Annotated in this window: 12 protein-coding genes; 1 reads left to right on the top strand and 11 read right to left on the bottom strand. The window is 44.2% G+C overall.

Annotation, left to right across the window (positions count from 1 at the left end):
- Nucleotides 1–50 precede the first annotated feature (50 nt).
- The 7 genes from RB160_RS00120 to RB160_RS00090 form a co-directional block, all read right to left on the bottom strand.
- Nucleotides 51–218 (bottom strand): hypothetical protein, encoded by a 168-nt coding sequence (locus RB160_RS00120; protein WP_316568188.1) that lies wholly within the window; start codon nt 216–218, stop codon nt 51–53.
- A gap of 107 nt (nt 219–325) precedes the next feature.
- A complete protein-coding gene (locus tag RB160_RS00115) occupies nt 326–1,177 on the bottom strand; it encodes an amidohydrolase family protein (protein ID WP_316568187.1) in 852 nt (283 codons plus the stop codon).
- Nucleotides 1,164–4,244 (bottom strand): GNAT family N-acetyltransferase, encoded by a 3,081-nt coding sequence (locus RB160_RS00110; RefSeq protein WP_316568186.1) that lies wholly within the window; start codon nt 4,242–4,244, stop codon nt 1,164–1,166. Before RB160_RS00110 ends, RB160_RS00115 begins: the two co-directional genes overlap by 14 nt.
- 313 nt (nt 4,245–4,557) lie before the next feature.
- Nucleotides 4,558–5,409, bottom strand: coding sequence for a DegV family protein (locus tag RB160_RS00105; RefSeq protein WP_316568185.1), 852 nt, complete (start codon nt 5,407–5,409; stop codon nt 4,558–4,560).
- Nucleotides 5,410–5,580: 171 nt separating this feature from the next.
- Entirely contained in the window at nt 5,581–6,153 is a 573-nt protein-coding gene (locus tag RB160_RS00100; RefSeq protein ID WP_316568184.1) for a hypothetical protein, read from the bottom strand.
- Nucleotides 6,154–6,340: 187 nt separating this feature from the next.
- Nucleotides 6,341–7,000 carry a Dph6-related ATP pyrophosphatase gene (locus tag RB160_RS00095; protein ID WP_316568183.1) on the bottom strand — a complete coding sequence of 220 codons (660 nt, stop codon included), beginning with the start codon at nt 6,998–7,000 and terminating at the stop codon, nt 6,341–6,343.
- 189 nt (nt 7,001–7,189) lie between these two features.
- On the bottom strand, nt 7,190–8,608 hold the full coding sequence (locus RB160_RS00090) for a purine-cytosine permease family protein (protein WP_316568182.1): 1,419 nt from the start codon (nt 8,606–8,608) through the stop codon (nt 7,190–7,192).
- A gap of 482 nt (nt 8,609–9,090) precedes the next feature.
- Here RB160_RS00090 and RB160_RS00085 point away from each other — a divergent pair, with 482 nt between their 5' ends.
- The gene (locus tag RB160_RS00085; RefSeq protein ID WP_316568181.1) at nt 9,091–9,870 is read left to right on the top strand and encodes an acetoin reductase; all 780 of its coding nucleotides are present in this window, start codon (nt 9,091–9,093) and stop codon (nt 9,868–9,870) included.
- A gap of 357 nt (nt 9,871–10,227) precedes the next feature.
- On the opposite strand, the gene RB160_RS00080 is transcribed toward RB160_RS00085, so the two are convergent.
- From RB160_RS00080 to RB160_RS00065, 4 genes are all read right to left on the bottom strand, one after another.
- A complete protein-coding gene (locus RB160_RS00080; protein WP_316568180.1) occupies nt 10,228–11,595 on the bottom strand; it encodes an MATE family efflux transporter in 1,368 nt (455 codons plus the stop codon).
- A 12-nt stretch (nt 11,596–11,607) separates the two neighbouring features.
- A complete protein-coding gene (locus RB160_RS00075) occupies nt 11,608–11,898 on the bottom strand; it encodes a metal-sensing transcriptional repressor (RefSeq protein WP_316568179.1) in 291 nt (96 codons plus the stop codon).
- 493 nt (nt 11,899–12,391) lie between these two features.
- Nucleotides 12,392–13,327, bottom strand: a complete 936-nt coding sequence (gene arcC, locus RB160_RS00070) for a carbamate kinase (protein ID WP_316568178.1) — start codon at nt 13,325–13,327, stop codon at nt 12,392–12,394.
- Nucleotides 13,328–13,479: 152 nt separating this feature from the next.
- Nucleotides 13,480–14,754: a YlbE family protein gene (locus tag RB160_RS00065; RefSeq protein ID WP_316568177.1), complete on the bottom strand. Its 1,275-nt coding sequence runs from the start codon at nt 14,752–14,754 to the stop codon at nt 13,480–13,482.
- Between the last annotated feature and the right edge of the window lie 10 nt (nt 14,755–14,764).

Here is a 14,764-nt window from a genome sequence, read left to right as displayed (position 1 = left end):
AAAGGAAGCCGGAATGGAGAATCTCTCCACATCGGCTTCCTTTTAAAATATCATCCAACAACGCAATTGCACACGCTCATCTGATTCACAACAGGCAGCCTGCAATAAAAAGGTTCTTTTTGTACCAGTTCGATATCCCGGCTGATAAATTCCAGTTTCCGAATTTCCTGTTCACGATGCTGCATCGTTTTTTCAATCATATAAATATCGCTATACATGAGTTCCATCTCCCTTGTTCTTGTTACCTCTATCTTACAAGGCCTCCGTTTTCTACACATTGGCCTTTATAATGGAAATAACTAAGACTTTGGGATGAGAACAAGGTTTACAAAAACCCCTTAATTTTCGGAAAAACCTTCAGAGCTGTCTCGTAAAAAACAGCCTGGTGGTACTCCTTCGGGACGATGTCGGCGATGAATTCGATGTACGGCTTGATTGGCGTGAGCGGCCAATCGGTCCCGAAAAGGAACTTCTCATAATTATTCGTAAATGTAAGCGCATGGAGCAGATGGTCAAAGAACCTTGTCTGCTGCAGCTTCCGGATGTCCCCGTCCTCTCCGACAACAAGACCCGATAGGTCGGCATACACGTTGCTGTTCTTATACACTAACTCCGCACCATCAAGCACCCACGGATCGCCAAAGTGCGCCATCATGATCGTCATGTCCCGATGCTTTACTGCGACTTCATCAATCGCAAGCGGATGGGAAAACCGCAGCCTGCCACGCTCGGAATACGTATCCCCGGTATGATAGACGACTGGAACCCCGTACTCCTTCGCGATTCGGTACACCGGCTCGTACACGTCGTCATACGCATAAAAAGGATAGTATCCGAGATAGATTTTAATTCCGACACACTCAGGCTTTTGGACTTCCTGCTCAAGACGGGCAAGCGCCGCCCTGTCCAGTTTGAACGGATTGATGCCCGCGCAATATACGATATTTTTCGGAATGTCCGGCGTCAGGTCGATGCCCATCGGCGTTTCGCAAGCCGAGTCGGGAAAACCCTCCCCGGCTGTTTCCGTCACGCCCATTGCAATCCCAAGCACGACGCCATTTTCGGCGAACTCCTTCTGGATTCCTTCATATGAATAGTCGACCTTCGAAATGTTCCGGGCCGTCTCATGAAAGCTCCCGATTTCGGAATAATGGATATGCGCATCAATAATTTTCATTGCTTACCTCTTTAAAAGTCAGTTTTTGCAGTCCCTTCACTTCGTCCCTGGATAGCTCCCTGTCTCCTGCAACGATGAACGAAGGAGCGGATAGCCATTCGGAGCCGTGGGCAAGGTCAATTACATGGTCAACGCCAATCAGCATGACTTCCTTGTTCATGTACATCTCCATTCCATTCGATTCCCGGTCGGCGATCACCTGGAGAAACTCGGCGCATCCGTCCGAACCAATGACCGCATGGCCCGAGAGATACGTCATGACTTCCGATTTCCCCGCTAGATACGAACGTGTTCCCCCCGCGTTTTTCATCCAGCCTTTTTGGAAAAACAACTGGCCGAACCAGTTCTTTTGATGGAAATACGTCCCGCTATGCTGGCTGATTTTCGTCACATTCACAAGCACCGGAACGCCCGGCAGCATGCAATAATACTGATGGATCCCGAGCCCATTCCACATCTCGTTCTTTTCAAATACAGTCGAAACCCTTATTCCCTGCCATTCACGGCCTTCATTATCAAGAAGCGCCGCGGTTCCTACACGTGTTTCTTCCTTTGCGAACGACTTTGTGTTGATGCCTTCAATACCGGTCACCATCCCGCCGCTCCATGGATTCCACCACGCTCTAGGCTCAAGCGAAGGGAAAGACGAATCAAGCCACTCACGGCCGAATGCCTCGAGCGAGAACAACGACGGGTAAAATCCTTTAGACGCCGCAATTGTCAGCACACCATTTCCCGCCGTCAATACCGGCAAGCCATCCCGCTCCTCTTCCCTGATGCGAACCGAGCCATCCGCTGGGTTCAGGACGAAAACATCCATCCTGTCGCTGATTCCATTGATTTCGTATGCAGCCGACAATGACGAAAGCGGCTCCCCGCTACTTTCAGCAAACGCAGATGCTTCACGCCTTCTTTCATCAAGCGCAAGTCTCGTTTGATAAAATTCCTGTCCGTCCCGCTCAAAGCTAACTTCCCCGTCAATATAACTCGTTTTCCGGCCCGACAGGATAACCTCTTCAGAACCATCTTCCCTCCTGGCCACTTGAACCTCAATTGGACCAACAGGAGAATTCGCCCTGTGCTTCCTTCTCGTCGCAAACTCCCGGAATTCCTCCCAGCTTTGATACGCCCCGAACGACAGCGCGACTGGTTCCGTTCTTAGCTCGCCACCCGCCGGAATATGGCCGAGTTCATGCTCTACGTACATGTACCATGACTCAAAATTCACGGACGCGCCTTCCGGCCAAGCGACCCCGTGCGCATACGGCTCATTCCGCGAGAACAGCCAATTTTCCGAAAGCCGCTTGCTGTCCCAAAGCCCGTATTCCGCATCCGCCTTCTCATCAAACGCCACGATTTCCCCGTCCATAGCAAAAACAGGCCTGTTCAGCTCGTGGTAAACCGGCTGGGAAACACTGATTGGCGAGTCCGTCTCCGAATCGCCCGTATTGCGAATGATATACGACTGCTCAAGCAAACCCTCTCCGTACAGCTTCGACTCGCTTACAAGGACAAGCCCCGCGAAATCAGACGACTCATAAACCGCCGACATGACAATTGCCGCGCCTTCTTCCCTATACTCGACGCGAACAGGCTTCCGTTTCGAAAACTCGCTCGAATACGGCTTCCCTATTTTCGGGAACATGCCCATCGTTTTCTGTGCGCCTTTCGTCAGCCTTCCCGGAACAACCCAGTTGTTAAACTTTCGCAAATACGTATGATACAACCCATTGTAAATATGCCAGTAATCATCACACTCGCCGCTGAAACGTGCCCCCGGCCCCTTAAAGCCAAGACCAAGCTTTTTGGTAAAAGTGGACATCGAACCGCTTTCGGTGTCGGTATCAATTTTCAACTCCGGCGCATAGAAACCGTAGCCACTCAACACATAAGGAATCGCAATCGACGTTTTCGCTCTCGCTCCAAGTTCAATCCTGAACGTTTTCTCTGGCAGCTGTATAAACCCGCTTTCCGGAAACTGAATCGTGAACGCAGCCGGTTCGCTGAAGTTATTTTCAACGTCTAGATAGAAAACCGCTTCTTCATGAAGGTAGCTTTGTGAACCAGGCACCTTCCCGGCCACTTTCGCCGGCTGCTTCGGCAGGACACCAACCGCGAACTTCGCTTCCTTTCCGTTGATTAGCGCCTTGGTGACGACTGATGGGTGGGTGCGCCAGTTGCTTTGCTCCTCCTCCAGCTCGCCAAGCGTAAATTTTGCTTCGACAATTTCTTCGCCTTCAACCGCTATGCTCTTTTTAAAATCAAATGTAACAGTTTTGTGATTTTCGCCTTCCAGCTCTACCTGAAGCAGGTTACCGGACTTGTTTTTAATATGGTAGGTCACCGTGTATTCAGACCCGCAAACGAGCTTAAAATCCTCGACGGCCACGGAAATAAGGTAGTCGTCTGTTTCAATCAGCCGCAACCCCCGGCCGGTCCGCTCGAACTCCATCCGCAGGCTGCCGGCGCCTGACTTCCAGCTATACTCATAATAGGAGAAATCGTTGTCCTTCCTGCCATCCGGTGTCACGTCTATGGCTCTCGTGCTCTCGTTATACCAATCGATGTCCGCAAAATAGTCCCGGACCGCTTCCGTATTCAGCACTGTCGGCATGAAATTCATCAAATGCGTCGTATCATCCCGGTCCTCCCAGAAGAAGCCGCATTTCTTATAGAGCGGAACAGCCTTCGTGTTGCTCGGCCAAGTATACAGGTCAAGCCGTGGCCAGCCGAGTTCTACCGTCCGTTCGAGCGCCCTTAGGACAAGTATTTTGCCGATTTTCTTTCCATGATAATCGGTACGGACGTTCAGGAGCGGAATATACAGCGCCCCCTCATCCTCCCGGTACTCGCAAAGTCCGCAATAGCCGACGACTTTGTCGCCATCCATCGCAAGAAAAAGATTCAGGTTGCCGGAATTCGCTTCCTGGACGCGGACCTTTTCGGCTGTCGTTACCTGCGCATCCCCACCCCAGCCTTCTCGGCTAAGATTCCACATCTCTGCAACACCGGCAGCAAGCCCTTCATGGTATTCCACTATCTTAATTTTTTCCTTCGTCAATTCCATAAAAAAAATCCTCCAATCCAATCCCCAGCCCCGCTAGGTTTCCAGTTTCCTATTTTCATCGATACCCTTTCCCTTGCAAACTGCACCCTTCATCATCATTTCGCTCTCCTCCTTTGAATAATTTGGTTTTGCAACCACCTTCTACTATATAGTAGGCCAAACAGAGCAGTAAAGGAATTCCGCTCAATTTACTGAAATTTTAAACTAAACAACTTGCTGAGTTTAAAAGAGGAAATAAATAGCCCTCCAGGAAAAACCGAGGAAGGCTTTATATTTTGAGCACTTAAGTTGTTTTATTTGAATCACATTTAAACTATATTTCCAACCCTGCGATGCCAAAGCCGCCAGGCCCGGCGTGAGTTGAAATCATCGCGCCTGCCTGGATCCAGCGGACGTTCCTGAATCCCGCCTCTTTTGCCATTTCATCCATCCGTTCCTTGATGCTTTCATCAAGCCCAAGTGAATACAAAAGATACAGCTGCTCTCGGTCAATATTGTATTCACTCAAATATTCACTCATCAGCCTTTCAGCGACCGCGCCCATTTTCCCACGATACTTTTTCGTGGATACAAGCTTACCGTCAATCAGCTCTATTACTGGTTTTATTTTTAACAATGCACCGCCAAGATAGGCAATATTGCTGACTCGTCCACCCGCGCGTAAAAAATCGAGGCTGCCGGGAATGAAAGCTAGCCTTGACTTCGGCACCACTGCTTCAATCTTTTCAATTAACCGCTTAGGTTCAATCGAAGGCTCCTCCTCCAGCAGCTTTACAGCATACATGACGATTGCGGTCAATCCGCCGGTAACGTTCAAAGCGTCAATCAGATACAAATCCTCAAAGTCCTCCGAGGCAATCACCGCACTTTGAAAGGAAGCGGAAGCCTTTGACGTATAACCAATGTGGACAATGACACATCCAGGAAAGTCCTCTTTTATTTTAGAAAAAAATTCCTGATACTCATGGACATTCGTTGCGGCAGTAGAAGGGATTTTTTTCGTCCGCTCATAATAATCATAAATATTCTCTACTGGCAAGGAACCATCCAAATAATCCTTGCCATCCATGATGACATGCATCGGCACCACTTGAACAGCATATTTCTCAGCCAAATCCGTTGGCAAATCTGCTCCACTCTCTGTCGACAAAATAATACGCCTCATTGTATGTCCCCTTCCGTATATATAAAACTGCTTAAACCTTAATCTAACTATACATGAGAAGGGAAAAACATACATTAAATATTCAATCGCCTGCTGCCTTAAAAGCAAAAAAGCCCCAACCCGTTCCATCGGGTTGGAGCGAATGATCAAATTTTTCCATTTGCGGAATGATTAACTGCCGCCGTATATCGCCGTTTTATTGTACTTTTCTTTCCAGAGCACCCACCCTAGCCAGAGGATTGCAACACCGGCGAGAGGCTGTGCCACATAGGATCCATACGGGACAAAATCCAGGATTGGAACGAGTGCCATAATAATGCCTGGCCACTTCGGAAGAATCCCTTTCAAGGCAAGAAGCAAACCGAATAAAAGAAGCCCGATAAAAAATGGATAAAGTGACAACGATACCCCCACCATCAATAATGCCGGCGGCTTATCCAGGATTGCCGGGGCGCTTTCCTCAAGGACAGGCACAATGAACGCGTTTACCCAGCTGTGCCCGGTCCACATCGCAGCCCCGAAAAAAGCTAATAGAAATACACCAAAGCCCAAGTTTCCGAAGTTCTTAGCATTAACAAGATAAATCCCAATAAGTGCGAAAAGCAATAGCAGCATGCCAATCAAATCCACATACGAACCGAATGCTTCCATTGAAATGTTGTACCAGACCGACAGCGAAACGAACAGAAGCCCCGCAATAATCCCACACAAACCGGTGAAACGGATAAAGCTTGAATACGACATACACCCCACCACCCGTTATGATATATGGAAAACTGTCCACAGCCCAAGCGTCTCCGAAAAAGATGGAGTTACTCTAGATATATTAACGGGCGAGCCATTTATGTATAGTACAAATGATGTAAATTTCGGATTATAAAATACGGCGGACAACATTAAACTATAAGCGGTTCTTATTTTACTAAGTGGATTATCGTAAATCACAAAAATGGAATCGGCCTTTGTCCACCTTTTCACCTATTGTAAAATCAACTTTGCGTTTAAACAGCGGCCCGTCAAAACAAAACGTATGGAATTCGCCGTTTTCCCCGCACGGGTCGACTGCTGCTGGCAGCTCATTCAGGAATCGTTCATCAATCACTCTGCCAAGAAACGGGGAATCCAGTTTTTCGGTATCGATACAGGTGGTAATCGTTTCAAAACCAAGCGATAAAAACTCCTGAATCAAGTCTACCGTGTTCTTGCCCCAAAGCGGAAATACCCCCTTCAATCCGTGTTCCCGTACCTGATCTGCCCGGAATTCCTTTACATCCTCCAGCAAGATATCGCCGAACATCACCGCAGTAACCCCGTCTTTTTTCAGCGACTCCAGCATTCCGCTCATCCTCGCCTGGTAAACCTCATTTGAACAGTTGGCTGGTATGTACAGATTCCGCAACGGGAAACCGAGGCTTTCCGCCTGCTTGTCCAACAAGCTTTCTCTAACGCCGTGAATGCTGACCCGGCTGTATTCCTCGGTTATTGTTGTAAAAAGGGAATCGACGATGTACTCATCGCTTTGCAAAAGCTTATAAAGTGCGAAACAGCTGTCCTTTCCACCGCTCCATGAAATTGCGATCCGTTCCTTCATTTTCTTCTCCCTTAAAATTATTAAATTGGATAGCTATAGAACTTTCAAAATCCATTCGCCTACGAGCAAACCTCTATTTTTCATTATACAATCATAGGATTGTTGTGCTACTTTTATGAAAATGTTAAAACCAAAAAAGCAGGACGGCTCTCATTTGCCAATAGGCAAGCAAGAACCGTCCCCGATTAATCAACTGGTCTTTTCTCTTGGAGTTGTGTACATTTGTCTTTCTTTTTTCACATGTACATTTCTTGAGTAAGCTTTACTGTAGTATTTGCCCTTCGTATAAACGGCTGTAACAACTGTAAGGATAGAGGCTAATATCGCAGCAAAGAAAGTCGCCGTATTTTGCAAGAACAGCCCCATGTATCCTAATGCTGCAATTGTTCCAATCACACTGGAAATAAGTAAAGGCAGAACCCCTACTGGATTCCATTTGTATAACTTATCCTGTCTCGCTTCGTATTCTGGCGGGACAATTTTTAAAAGCTTTTTCACAACTAATGCATCTGTGACCAAAATAGCGGCCCATGCCATTAACAGAACTCCCTGGAATGTCATCGCACTGGCTAAATGATCGAGAATGCCGCCCAGCATCAACACGATTGAAACGACAGCTGAGAACACAACCCAAAAACGTCGATCGGGTTTGAAATGAAATACATTCTCAAAAAAATTGGACAATGACAGGGAAGCACTATAAATATTTGTAATGTTAATACGCAATTGCGTTAACATCGTAAAAACGACTCCACCTAGTCCAAGAAGTGTGACAATATAGACACCCGGATTCGATTCGGCTAACCGGACACCAAACCATATTCCAAGCAAACCCATGATACCAAAACAGAAAACCTGTGGTATAAATCCAATCATAAAGGACCCAAGTTTAATATCTTTAGGCTTAAGGAAACGCGCATAATCTGACGCGATTAAAGCTGTTAACCCCATTATGCCATGCTGCATTCCTATACATAAAAGCAATGCTGTTCCGCCAATCTGCACACCATCTGGCAGATATGTCCAAAATTGCCCACCGAATTTAGATGGGGTATTGAAGGCGACGATTATTGTGGTAATTAAGAAGATACCGAAGATCGGTAATGACCATTTCTGTAGCTTGTCTAATTGTTTAATGCCGAACCAATTTAGGGGGATGACAATTGATCCAAAAACGATAATTAGAAGCCATAATGGAATTGCGGGGAAATATGCATGTACAGCGGTAACGAGAATCATACCTTCAAATGCACAATACATGATGAAATTGGATGCGTATATTAAAGAGGTTAACGAAGCACCAATATATCCAAAACCTTGTCTTGACATAAGATTTACGTTCATCCCTGATTTCGCGGATAAATAGGCAATGATTGTTCCTAAGACTCCCGCTATCACGATGGCATAAATGGCTGAAATAATGGCGTTCATTGCGCCAAACTGAAGTGCCATAACACTACCTGTTTGAAAATAAAAAATCGCGGTGGCAATGCCAAATGTTATGTTGGTTACACTAAACCACCCCATGTTCCGTTTTTCAACCGGAACCCTGTCATATGAATAATCGTCTTGTTCTACTGTGAGATCTGTTGTCTGGTTTACACTCATGCAATCATCCTTTCAAAGTGCTCTACACAGACTGTCTCCTTCATTCGTTTAATTTTTCACATTCCACTCTACCCTCCCAAAAAAAGAATGCCGGTTTTTGAAGGATAACAGAATGTGTTTTTATTAGCTTATTTTATTTTTTAAAAAAATCCTTACTCCCCTCCTTCTATTTGTAGAAATTTTTCCGCAATAATAATAGTATAACATAATATCAGCTTGATGGCGACTCTCAACTGCTAGCAGTTGAGAACCACTAACATTTACCTTAATCAAAAGAACCAATTGTATGGAACATTTCATTTGAATGGGAGAAAAAAAGGCCGGGTTACAAAAGTAGAATCCTCCAAAAAAGTTATTTTAAAAACACGGGTAGGCACTTTGTTTGAAAAAACAAAAAATTAAGGCTTATACTTAAAATGTATTCTAGAATACTAATTAGCAGCTAATGAACCATTCAAAAAGACTAGGAGGAATACGGCACAATGACTACACAACAAGTAGCAGTTATTACAGGTTCCGGCCAAGGAATAGGGAAAGCATTAGCGGAACGCTTAGCGAATGAAGGGTTTGCAATCGTATTAAGTGATCTTAATGAAAAAACGGTAAAAGAAACTGAGACAGAACTTAAAGATAAAGGATTTAAAGTTACATCATTTGTTGGGAATGTTACAAATCCTGAAGACCAAAGAGCACTTGTTCAGCACGCAGTCGATACTTTCGGGAGCGTAGATGTTTTTATTAATAATGCTGGAGTGGAAGGCCAAGTGGCACCTCTAACTAAAGTAGAACCTAAATCGGTCGATTTTACTTTAGATGTTAATGTTAAAGGTGTAATCTATGGCATTCAGGCAGCTGCGAACCAAATGATCAAGCAAGGGACCGGCGGCAAAATCATTAATGCTTGTTCTATCGCAGGCCAGGAAGGCTTTGAGATGCTGGGAGTATACTCCGCTACTAAATTTGCAGTAAAAGGGTTGACACAAACAGCCGCGAAGGAACTTGCACCACATAAGATCACCGTTAACTCATACTGCCCAGGAATAGTAGGAACGAGTATGTGGGAACGTTTGGACGAAAAAATGATGGAACATATGGGGACGAAAAAAGGAGAAGCATTTTCCAAATTCACACAAGGCATTGCGCTTGGCCGCCCTCAAACCCCAGAAGATGTAGCCAATTTAGTATCATTCCTGGCTTCCTCAAATTCTGATTACATCACAGGGCAAAATATCCTGACTGATGGCGGGATGGTATTCAATTAAGCCACTATTTCTATCATGCCTAGAGTGGTCATTAATAAATATCCATGTTACTATCGTAAAAAAGCTCAAAGCTCTGAACTCTCAGACTTAGATGAATTCGCAGGAGTTGCGGGTTTGTCTATAGTCTTTATTAATTGGAAAAAACGTGAACAATTTGAAATCTGACCATCTATGAATTAGAATTAGTCCCTGAAAATCATTTAGTACGCAAGCTGAAAGCTCATAGACTTTATGCTGTGAGCTTTCTTTATATTAGGGCGTTGTTGTACATAAGCACCCGTTTAGTTTGGGTACAATATTTCACAATCTTAATAAAAAAGGCGACTTTCCTTGTCTAAGGTTCGTCGCTGTACCGTCTTACTTTACTTTTAATTGAGCATACAATGGTAATTTTGATAATCCTCTAAATTGATAAAATAGGAAAATTGCCCGAACGTATAAATCAACCAGAATTGATAACCAAATACCCGCTATTCCCAAACCGAAGTGGATGCCTAATATATAGACTCCTAATACACGAATAACCCACATTCCAATAGCAGTACTGTACATAGGGCTTTTTGTATCTCCTGCCCCTTGTAAAGCTCCCGCCAACACCAATCCAAACGCCAGGGCAGGTTGTGCAAATGCATCAATCCTTAATGCGGTGACTACCATGTCCACAGCGTTTTTATCTGTCGTGAACCATGTCGCAAACCATGGTGATAAGAAGAACAAAAATGCCCCAATAACAGACATAAAAACCACTGCAACCCATGTAGTCAGCATCCCGTACTGGTATGCCTCTTTTGTTCTCTTAGCTCCAATACTTTGACCGACTAGTGTAGTAGCTGCAACTGCCAGTCCATAGCCAGGCATGTACGCAAACATTTCAATATTTCCCGCTATGGAGTGGGCAGCATACGTATCCGCACCAATTTTAACAATAAGCCCGAAATACAATACCTGCCCAAGCCGCATAATCAACCGCTCAATTGCAGCTGGTGTCGATAAAGCTAGAATGGCTTTGGCTTCTTCATTTGATCGGGAACCTGAGAAAGTAAAGGATACCTTTGACTTTTTAATGTAATAAAACAAGGCGGCAGTTCCAATGATTCGAACAATAACCGTAGCCCAAGCAGCACCAGCTACTCCGAAACCATCGAAGCCAAAAATGCCGAAAATCAGTATGTAGTCTAAACCAATATGGATAATATTGATCCACCAAGCGACTTTCATCGGTGTTTTAGTATCACCCGCAGCACGAAGTATGCTACCAAACGTAAACATCAATGAAATGAAAACGGATGGTATTGCGACAATCCTAAAATAAGTAACACCGTCTGCTAGTACCTTAGATTCCGCTCCCATCAACCGAAGCAATTGCTCACTGAAAAACAACGATATAAGTCCAAAAACCAATCCTGCAATTACCGAAATGAAAGTTGATTGACGGGCAATTGATTTCGCTTTAATCATATCCCCTGCCCCAATGTTTCGGGCAATCAGGGATGATGTCCCTACCCCTATCGCCATAAAAATAGCAATATACACAGCTAATATCGCATTCGCCACTCCCACCGCAGTTACTTCATTTAAACCTAATTGTGCTACAAACAATGTATCCACAAAACCCACTATTGTTTGCAGGATATTCTCAATCATGGCTGGAACTGCCAAAGCAAGTATCACTGCAAGTTTCTGTTTAGTTGTTGTATTCGGCTTTACTTCAATCTCTTCTTTCATCCATCTCTCTCCCTAACGGATAAAATTATCTAGTGCCTTTTTTATATCTGATAGCACTTTATCTTCGTTTCCTTCGTGAACAGCATTAACAAGACAGTTTTCCATATGGTCCGTTAATATTAGTTTGGCTGTGTTATCAAGTGCTTTTCTAATAGCAGCAATTTGCAGAAGAATTTCTGGGCAATCACGCCCTTCAATAGCCATTTGTTTTACTCCCTTTATATGACCTTCAATTATAGAAAGACGGTTAATCACATTCTTTCTTTGCTTATGTTCGTGGTTATGTTCATGATCATTAGCCACAACTTATCCTCCCTTTTCTATAAATATCCTCCCAGGGGGGATATAACGTCAAGAAAAAAAGACCGTTCAAATAAATCGGTCACCAAAAAATACATATTTCCTTATTGAGCATATCTGCCCTGTTTGTCTAAATAAAGAATTAAATAAAAAAGGCGGTTAATCCTTCTTGGATCAATTGAAAGGTTCCCGTCTCTATTGTGAACCTTCAACATTTCACTACGCCAAGGAGGCTCGTTACTGCTCCTGCGCCAAAGCATATTCGAGGAAGCTGTCATCAGCTCGTCGCAAATCTGCATGAAGTATTTCAAAAAAGCTTCTCTGAAGGCATTACAGGTAGTTGCTTTGACACCCCTCAGAAAGCGAAGTGCCTGTAGCGTATATCATCAATTTATCGAAACCCAAATCAAAAGCCCGAAAGAGGATATTCCTCTCACGGGCTTTTGTCGACTTTCAAAAAGGATTGCCTTGTATAAAAACCAAACCTTTTTTTCGATTATAGAGTTATGCGTGTGCCAGTTTTACCTTCCAGGGCATCTTGAAGCTTATCCATAGATGTAATAATGACGTTTTTACCGCCTTTTTTCAAGAACAGGATCGCAGCTTCGATTTTTGGTCCCATGCTTCCTTTTGGAAAATGGCCTTCTTCCATATAACGCAATGCTTCATCAATGGTCATTTCAAATAGATTTTTTTGTTCAGGTGTTCCAAAGTGGATCGCAACCTGCTCAACACCAGTCAGGATGAATAGATAATCTGCATTGATTTCAGCAGCCAGAAGCGCACTTGCGAAATCCTTATCAATAACTGCATTCGTTCCCTGCAGCTTCCCATTTTCCTCGATAACAGGGATGCCGCCGCCGCCAGCTGTAATGACCGTAATTTCTTTATCAAGCAACGCTTGAATGGCTTCTTTTTCAACAATTGTAACTGGCTTTGGAGAAGCAACGACACGTCTGTATCCTCTGCCGCTATCCTCAATGTAAGAAATCTCTTCCGTTTCAAGAATTTTGTCCAGCTCTTCTTTTGTGTAAAATGGCCCGATTGGTTTAGTCGGGTTAGAGAAAGCTGGGTCGTCTTTAGAAACAACCGCTTGAGTAACAACTGTCGCAACTGTTTTCTGGATATTACGTTCAACCATTTTATTTCTAAATGCTTGTTGGATCAAATATCCAAGATTTCCTTGAGTCTCAGCGTCTAAAACATCAAGCGGATAAGCTGGTACCACGGATTCAGCCATTTGGTTTTTAATTAATGAGTTTCCAACTTGTGGCCCATTGCCATGAGTGATTACAACTGTATTCCCTTGCTCGATTAGGCCTAGAACAGGTTCACAGCTTTCATCGATATTTTTTTTCTGCTCTTCGAGTGTGCCCTTTTGGCCTTCTTTGATAATGGCGTTTCCACCGATGGCTAAAACAATTTTGCTCATTATGTTATCTCTCCTGTTTTTAAATTTACTGACTTTCCTCAACCTATTTAGTTCTAGAAGCAATCATTTATTCCAAATTTTCAAAAAAATGTTCTTCATCATAAAAGGAGGAGAGGAATCGTTTTTCCTTTCCCTCTCCATCAAGAACTTTATTATTGAGCTTCAATTAGGCCAAGCTTTACTGCGTAAGCATCGATTGCTTTTTCGAAGCAAGCCAGTGGCGCGCGGACAGTACCCGCACCGATTTGTCCAACTCCCGCTTCTTTATGTGCAATACCAGTGTTGATGATCGGTTCGATACCCAATTCAACTACCTTCCTTGCGTCGATTCCAAGTGCGGAACCTTTGAAGTCCCAAGTAGGAATAGAGAAGTTCGGGTTATGGTCAATACAAATTTCCATCATTTCATTACTTGTATTAACTGCATCGTCCATACCGCCAGCGCCTACGAAGCGAGTAACCCCAGGTGCAGCAATCATTGCAAAGCCGCCTACCCCGAATGTTTCAGTAATGGCACTGTCACCCATGTCAGGGCAAGCCAAGCTTTGATCATAACCTGTAAAGAACAAACCTTGCGGCGTATTTACAGGTGCTGTAAACCATTGGTCACCCATGCCGGCAATTCGGATACCGAATTCATAACCGTTACGGCACATTGCTGTTACAACTGTTCCATGTTGGATTTTACGGGCAGTGTCCATTACAGCCTTAGTTGTCGCCATCGCAATATTCAAGAAGAACTGGTCTGTATCAGCCAGGAATTGAATAACGTCTTCTTTATCCTTTTCAGATGCATCTGTTTTTAAAATATACGGAGTGATTTCTTTTAGGAAAATAAGCGATCCAGCAATATTACGTTGGTGGAACTCATCACCCATTGTAATTGCTTTCGCCATCATAACGTTAATGTTTAATCCGTCACCTTTAACTTTTAGCGCTTTAGCCAGGATCGGGCCAAGTACATCCCTGAACCATTGCAATCGGTTGATTACTTCATCAGAATATGCACCGAAACGCAGGACCGCACCAATACCTTCATTCATTGTGCAGTATGCTTGATTATCGCCGTCACGATTTTCTACAACAAAAACTGGCATATTGCCGGATGTAATCCCACCCATTGGGCCGACAGCATTTACATGGTGGCATGGGATAAATTCAACTTCATTATTCTCGAACAGTTTAAATGCTTCTTCAGCATTAGCCGCCCATCCTTCGAATAATGCAGCTCCTACACAAGATCCTTGCATCGGGCTTGTCATGTTTTCCCACTTGATTGGTGGTCCTGCATGAAGTAGGACCTTTCCGTTTAATTCTTGAATGACAGATTTTGCAGGCACTACATCTACTAAGAAAGGTGCACTTGATACAACTTTATCGATTACTGCGCGGTTTGCTTCATCAATTGTTTTAAATTGTCCGTACATTTTGTTTCCT

Origin of the sequence: Neobacillus sp. YIM B06451 (genome assembly GCF_032667185.1) — a bacterium.
Classification (GTDB): Bacteria; Bacillota; Bacilli; order Bacillales; family Cytobacillaceae; genus Bacillus_D.
Note: the sequence above shows the minus strand (reverse complement) of the source record. Positions and strands in the feature narration are given on the sequence as shown.

Coding starts and splice junctions, on each gene's coding strand:
- RB160_RS00100 (WP_316568184.1), bottom strand. CDS start 6,153: ATGTCGTATTCAAGCTTTATCCGTTTCACCGGTTTGTGTGGGATTATT.
- RB160_RS00065 (WP_316568177.1), bottom strand. CDS start 14,754: ATGTACGGACAATTTAAAACAATTGATGAAGCAAACCGCGCAGTAATC.
- RB160_RS00080 (WP_316568180.1), bottom strand. CDS start 11,595: ATGAAAGAAGAGATTGAAGTAAAGCCGAATACAACAACTAAACAGAAA.
- RB160_RS00120 (WP_316568188.1), bottom strand. CDS start 218: ATGTATAGCGATATTTATATGATTGAAAAAACGATGCAGCATCGTGAA.
- RB160_RS00115 (WP_316568187.1), bottom strand. CDS start 1,177: ATGAAAATTATTGATGCGCATATCCATTATTCCGAAATCGGGAGCTTT.
- arcC (WP_316568178.1), bottom strand. CDS start 13,327: ATGAGCAAAATTGTTTTAGCCATCGGTGGAAACGCCATTATCAAAGAA.
- RB160_RS00110 (WP_316568186.1), bottom strand. CDS start 4,244: ATGGAATTGACGAAGGAAAAAATTAAGATAGTGGAATACCATGAAGGG.
- RB160_RS00085 (WP_316568181.1), top strand. CDS start 9,091: ATGACTACACAACAAGTAGCAGTTATTACAGGTTCCGGCCAAGGAATA.
- RB160_RS00095 (WP_316568183.1), bottom strand. CDS start 7,000: ATGAAGGAACGGATCGCAATTTCATGGAGCGGTGGAAAGGACAGCTGT.
- RB160_RS00090 (WP_316568182.1), bottom strand. CDS start 8,608: ATGAGTGTAAACCAGACAACAGATCTCACAGTAGAACAAGACGATTAT.
- RB160_RS00105 (WP_316568185.1), bottom strand. CDS start 5,409: ATGAGGCGTATTATTTTGTCGACAGAGAGTGGAGCAGATTTGCCAACG.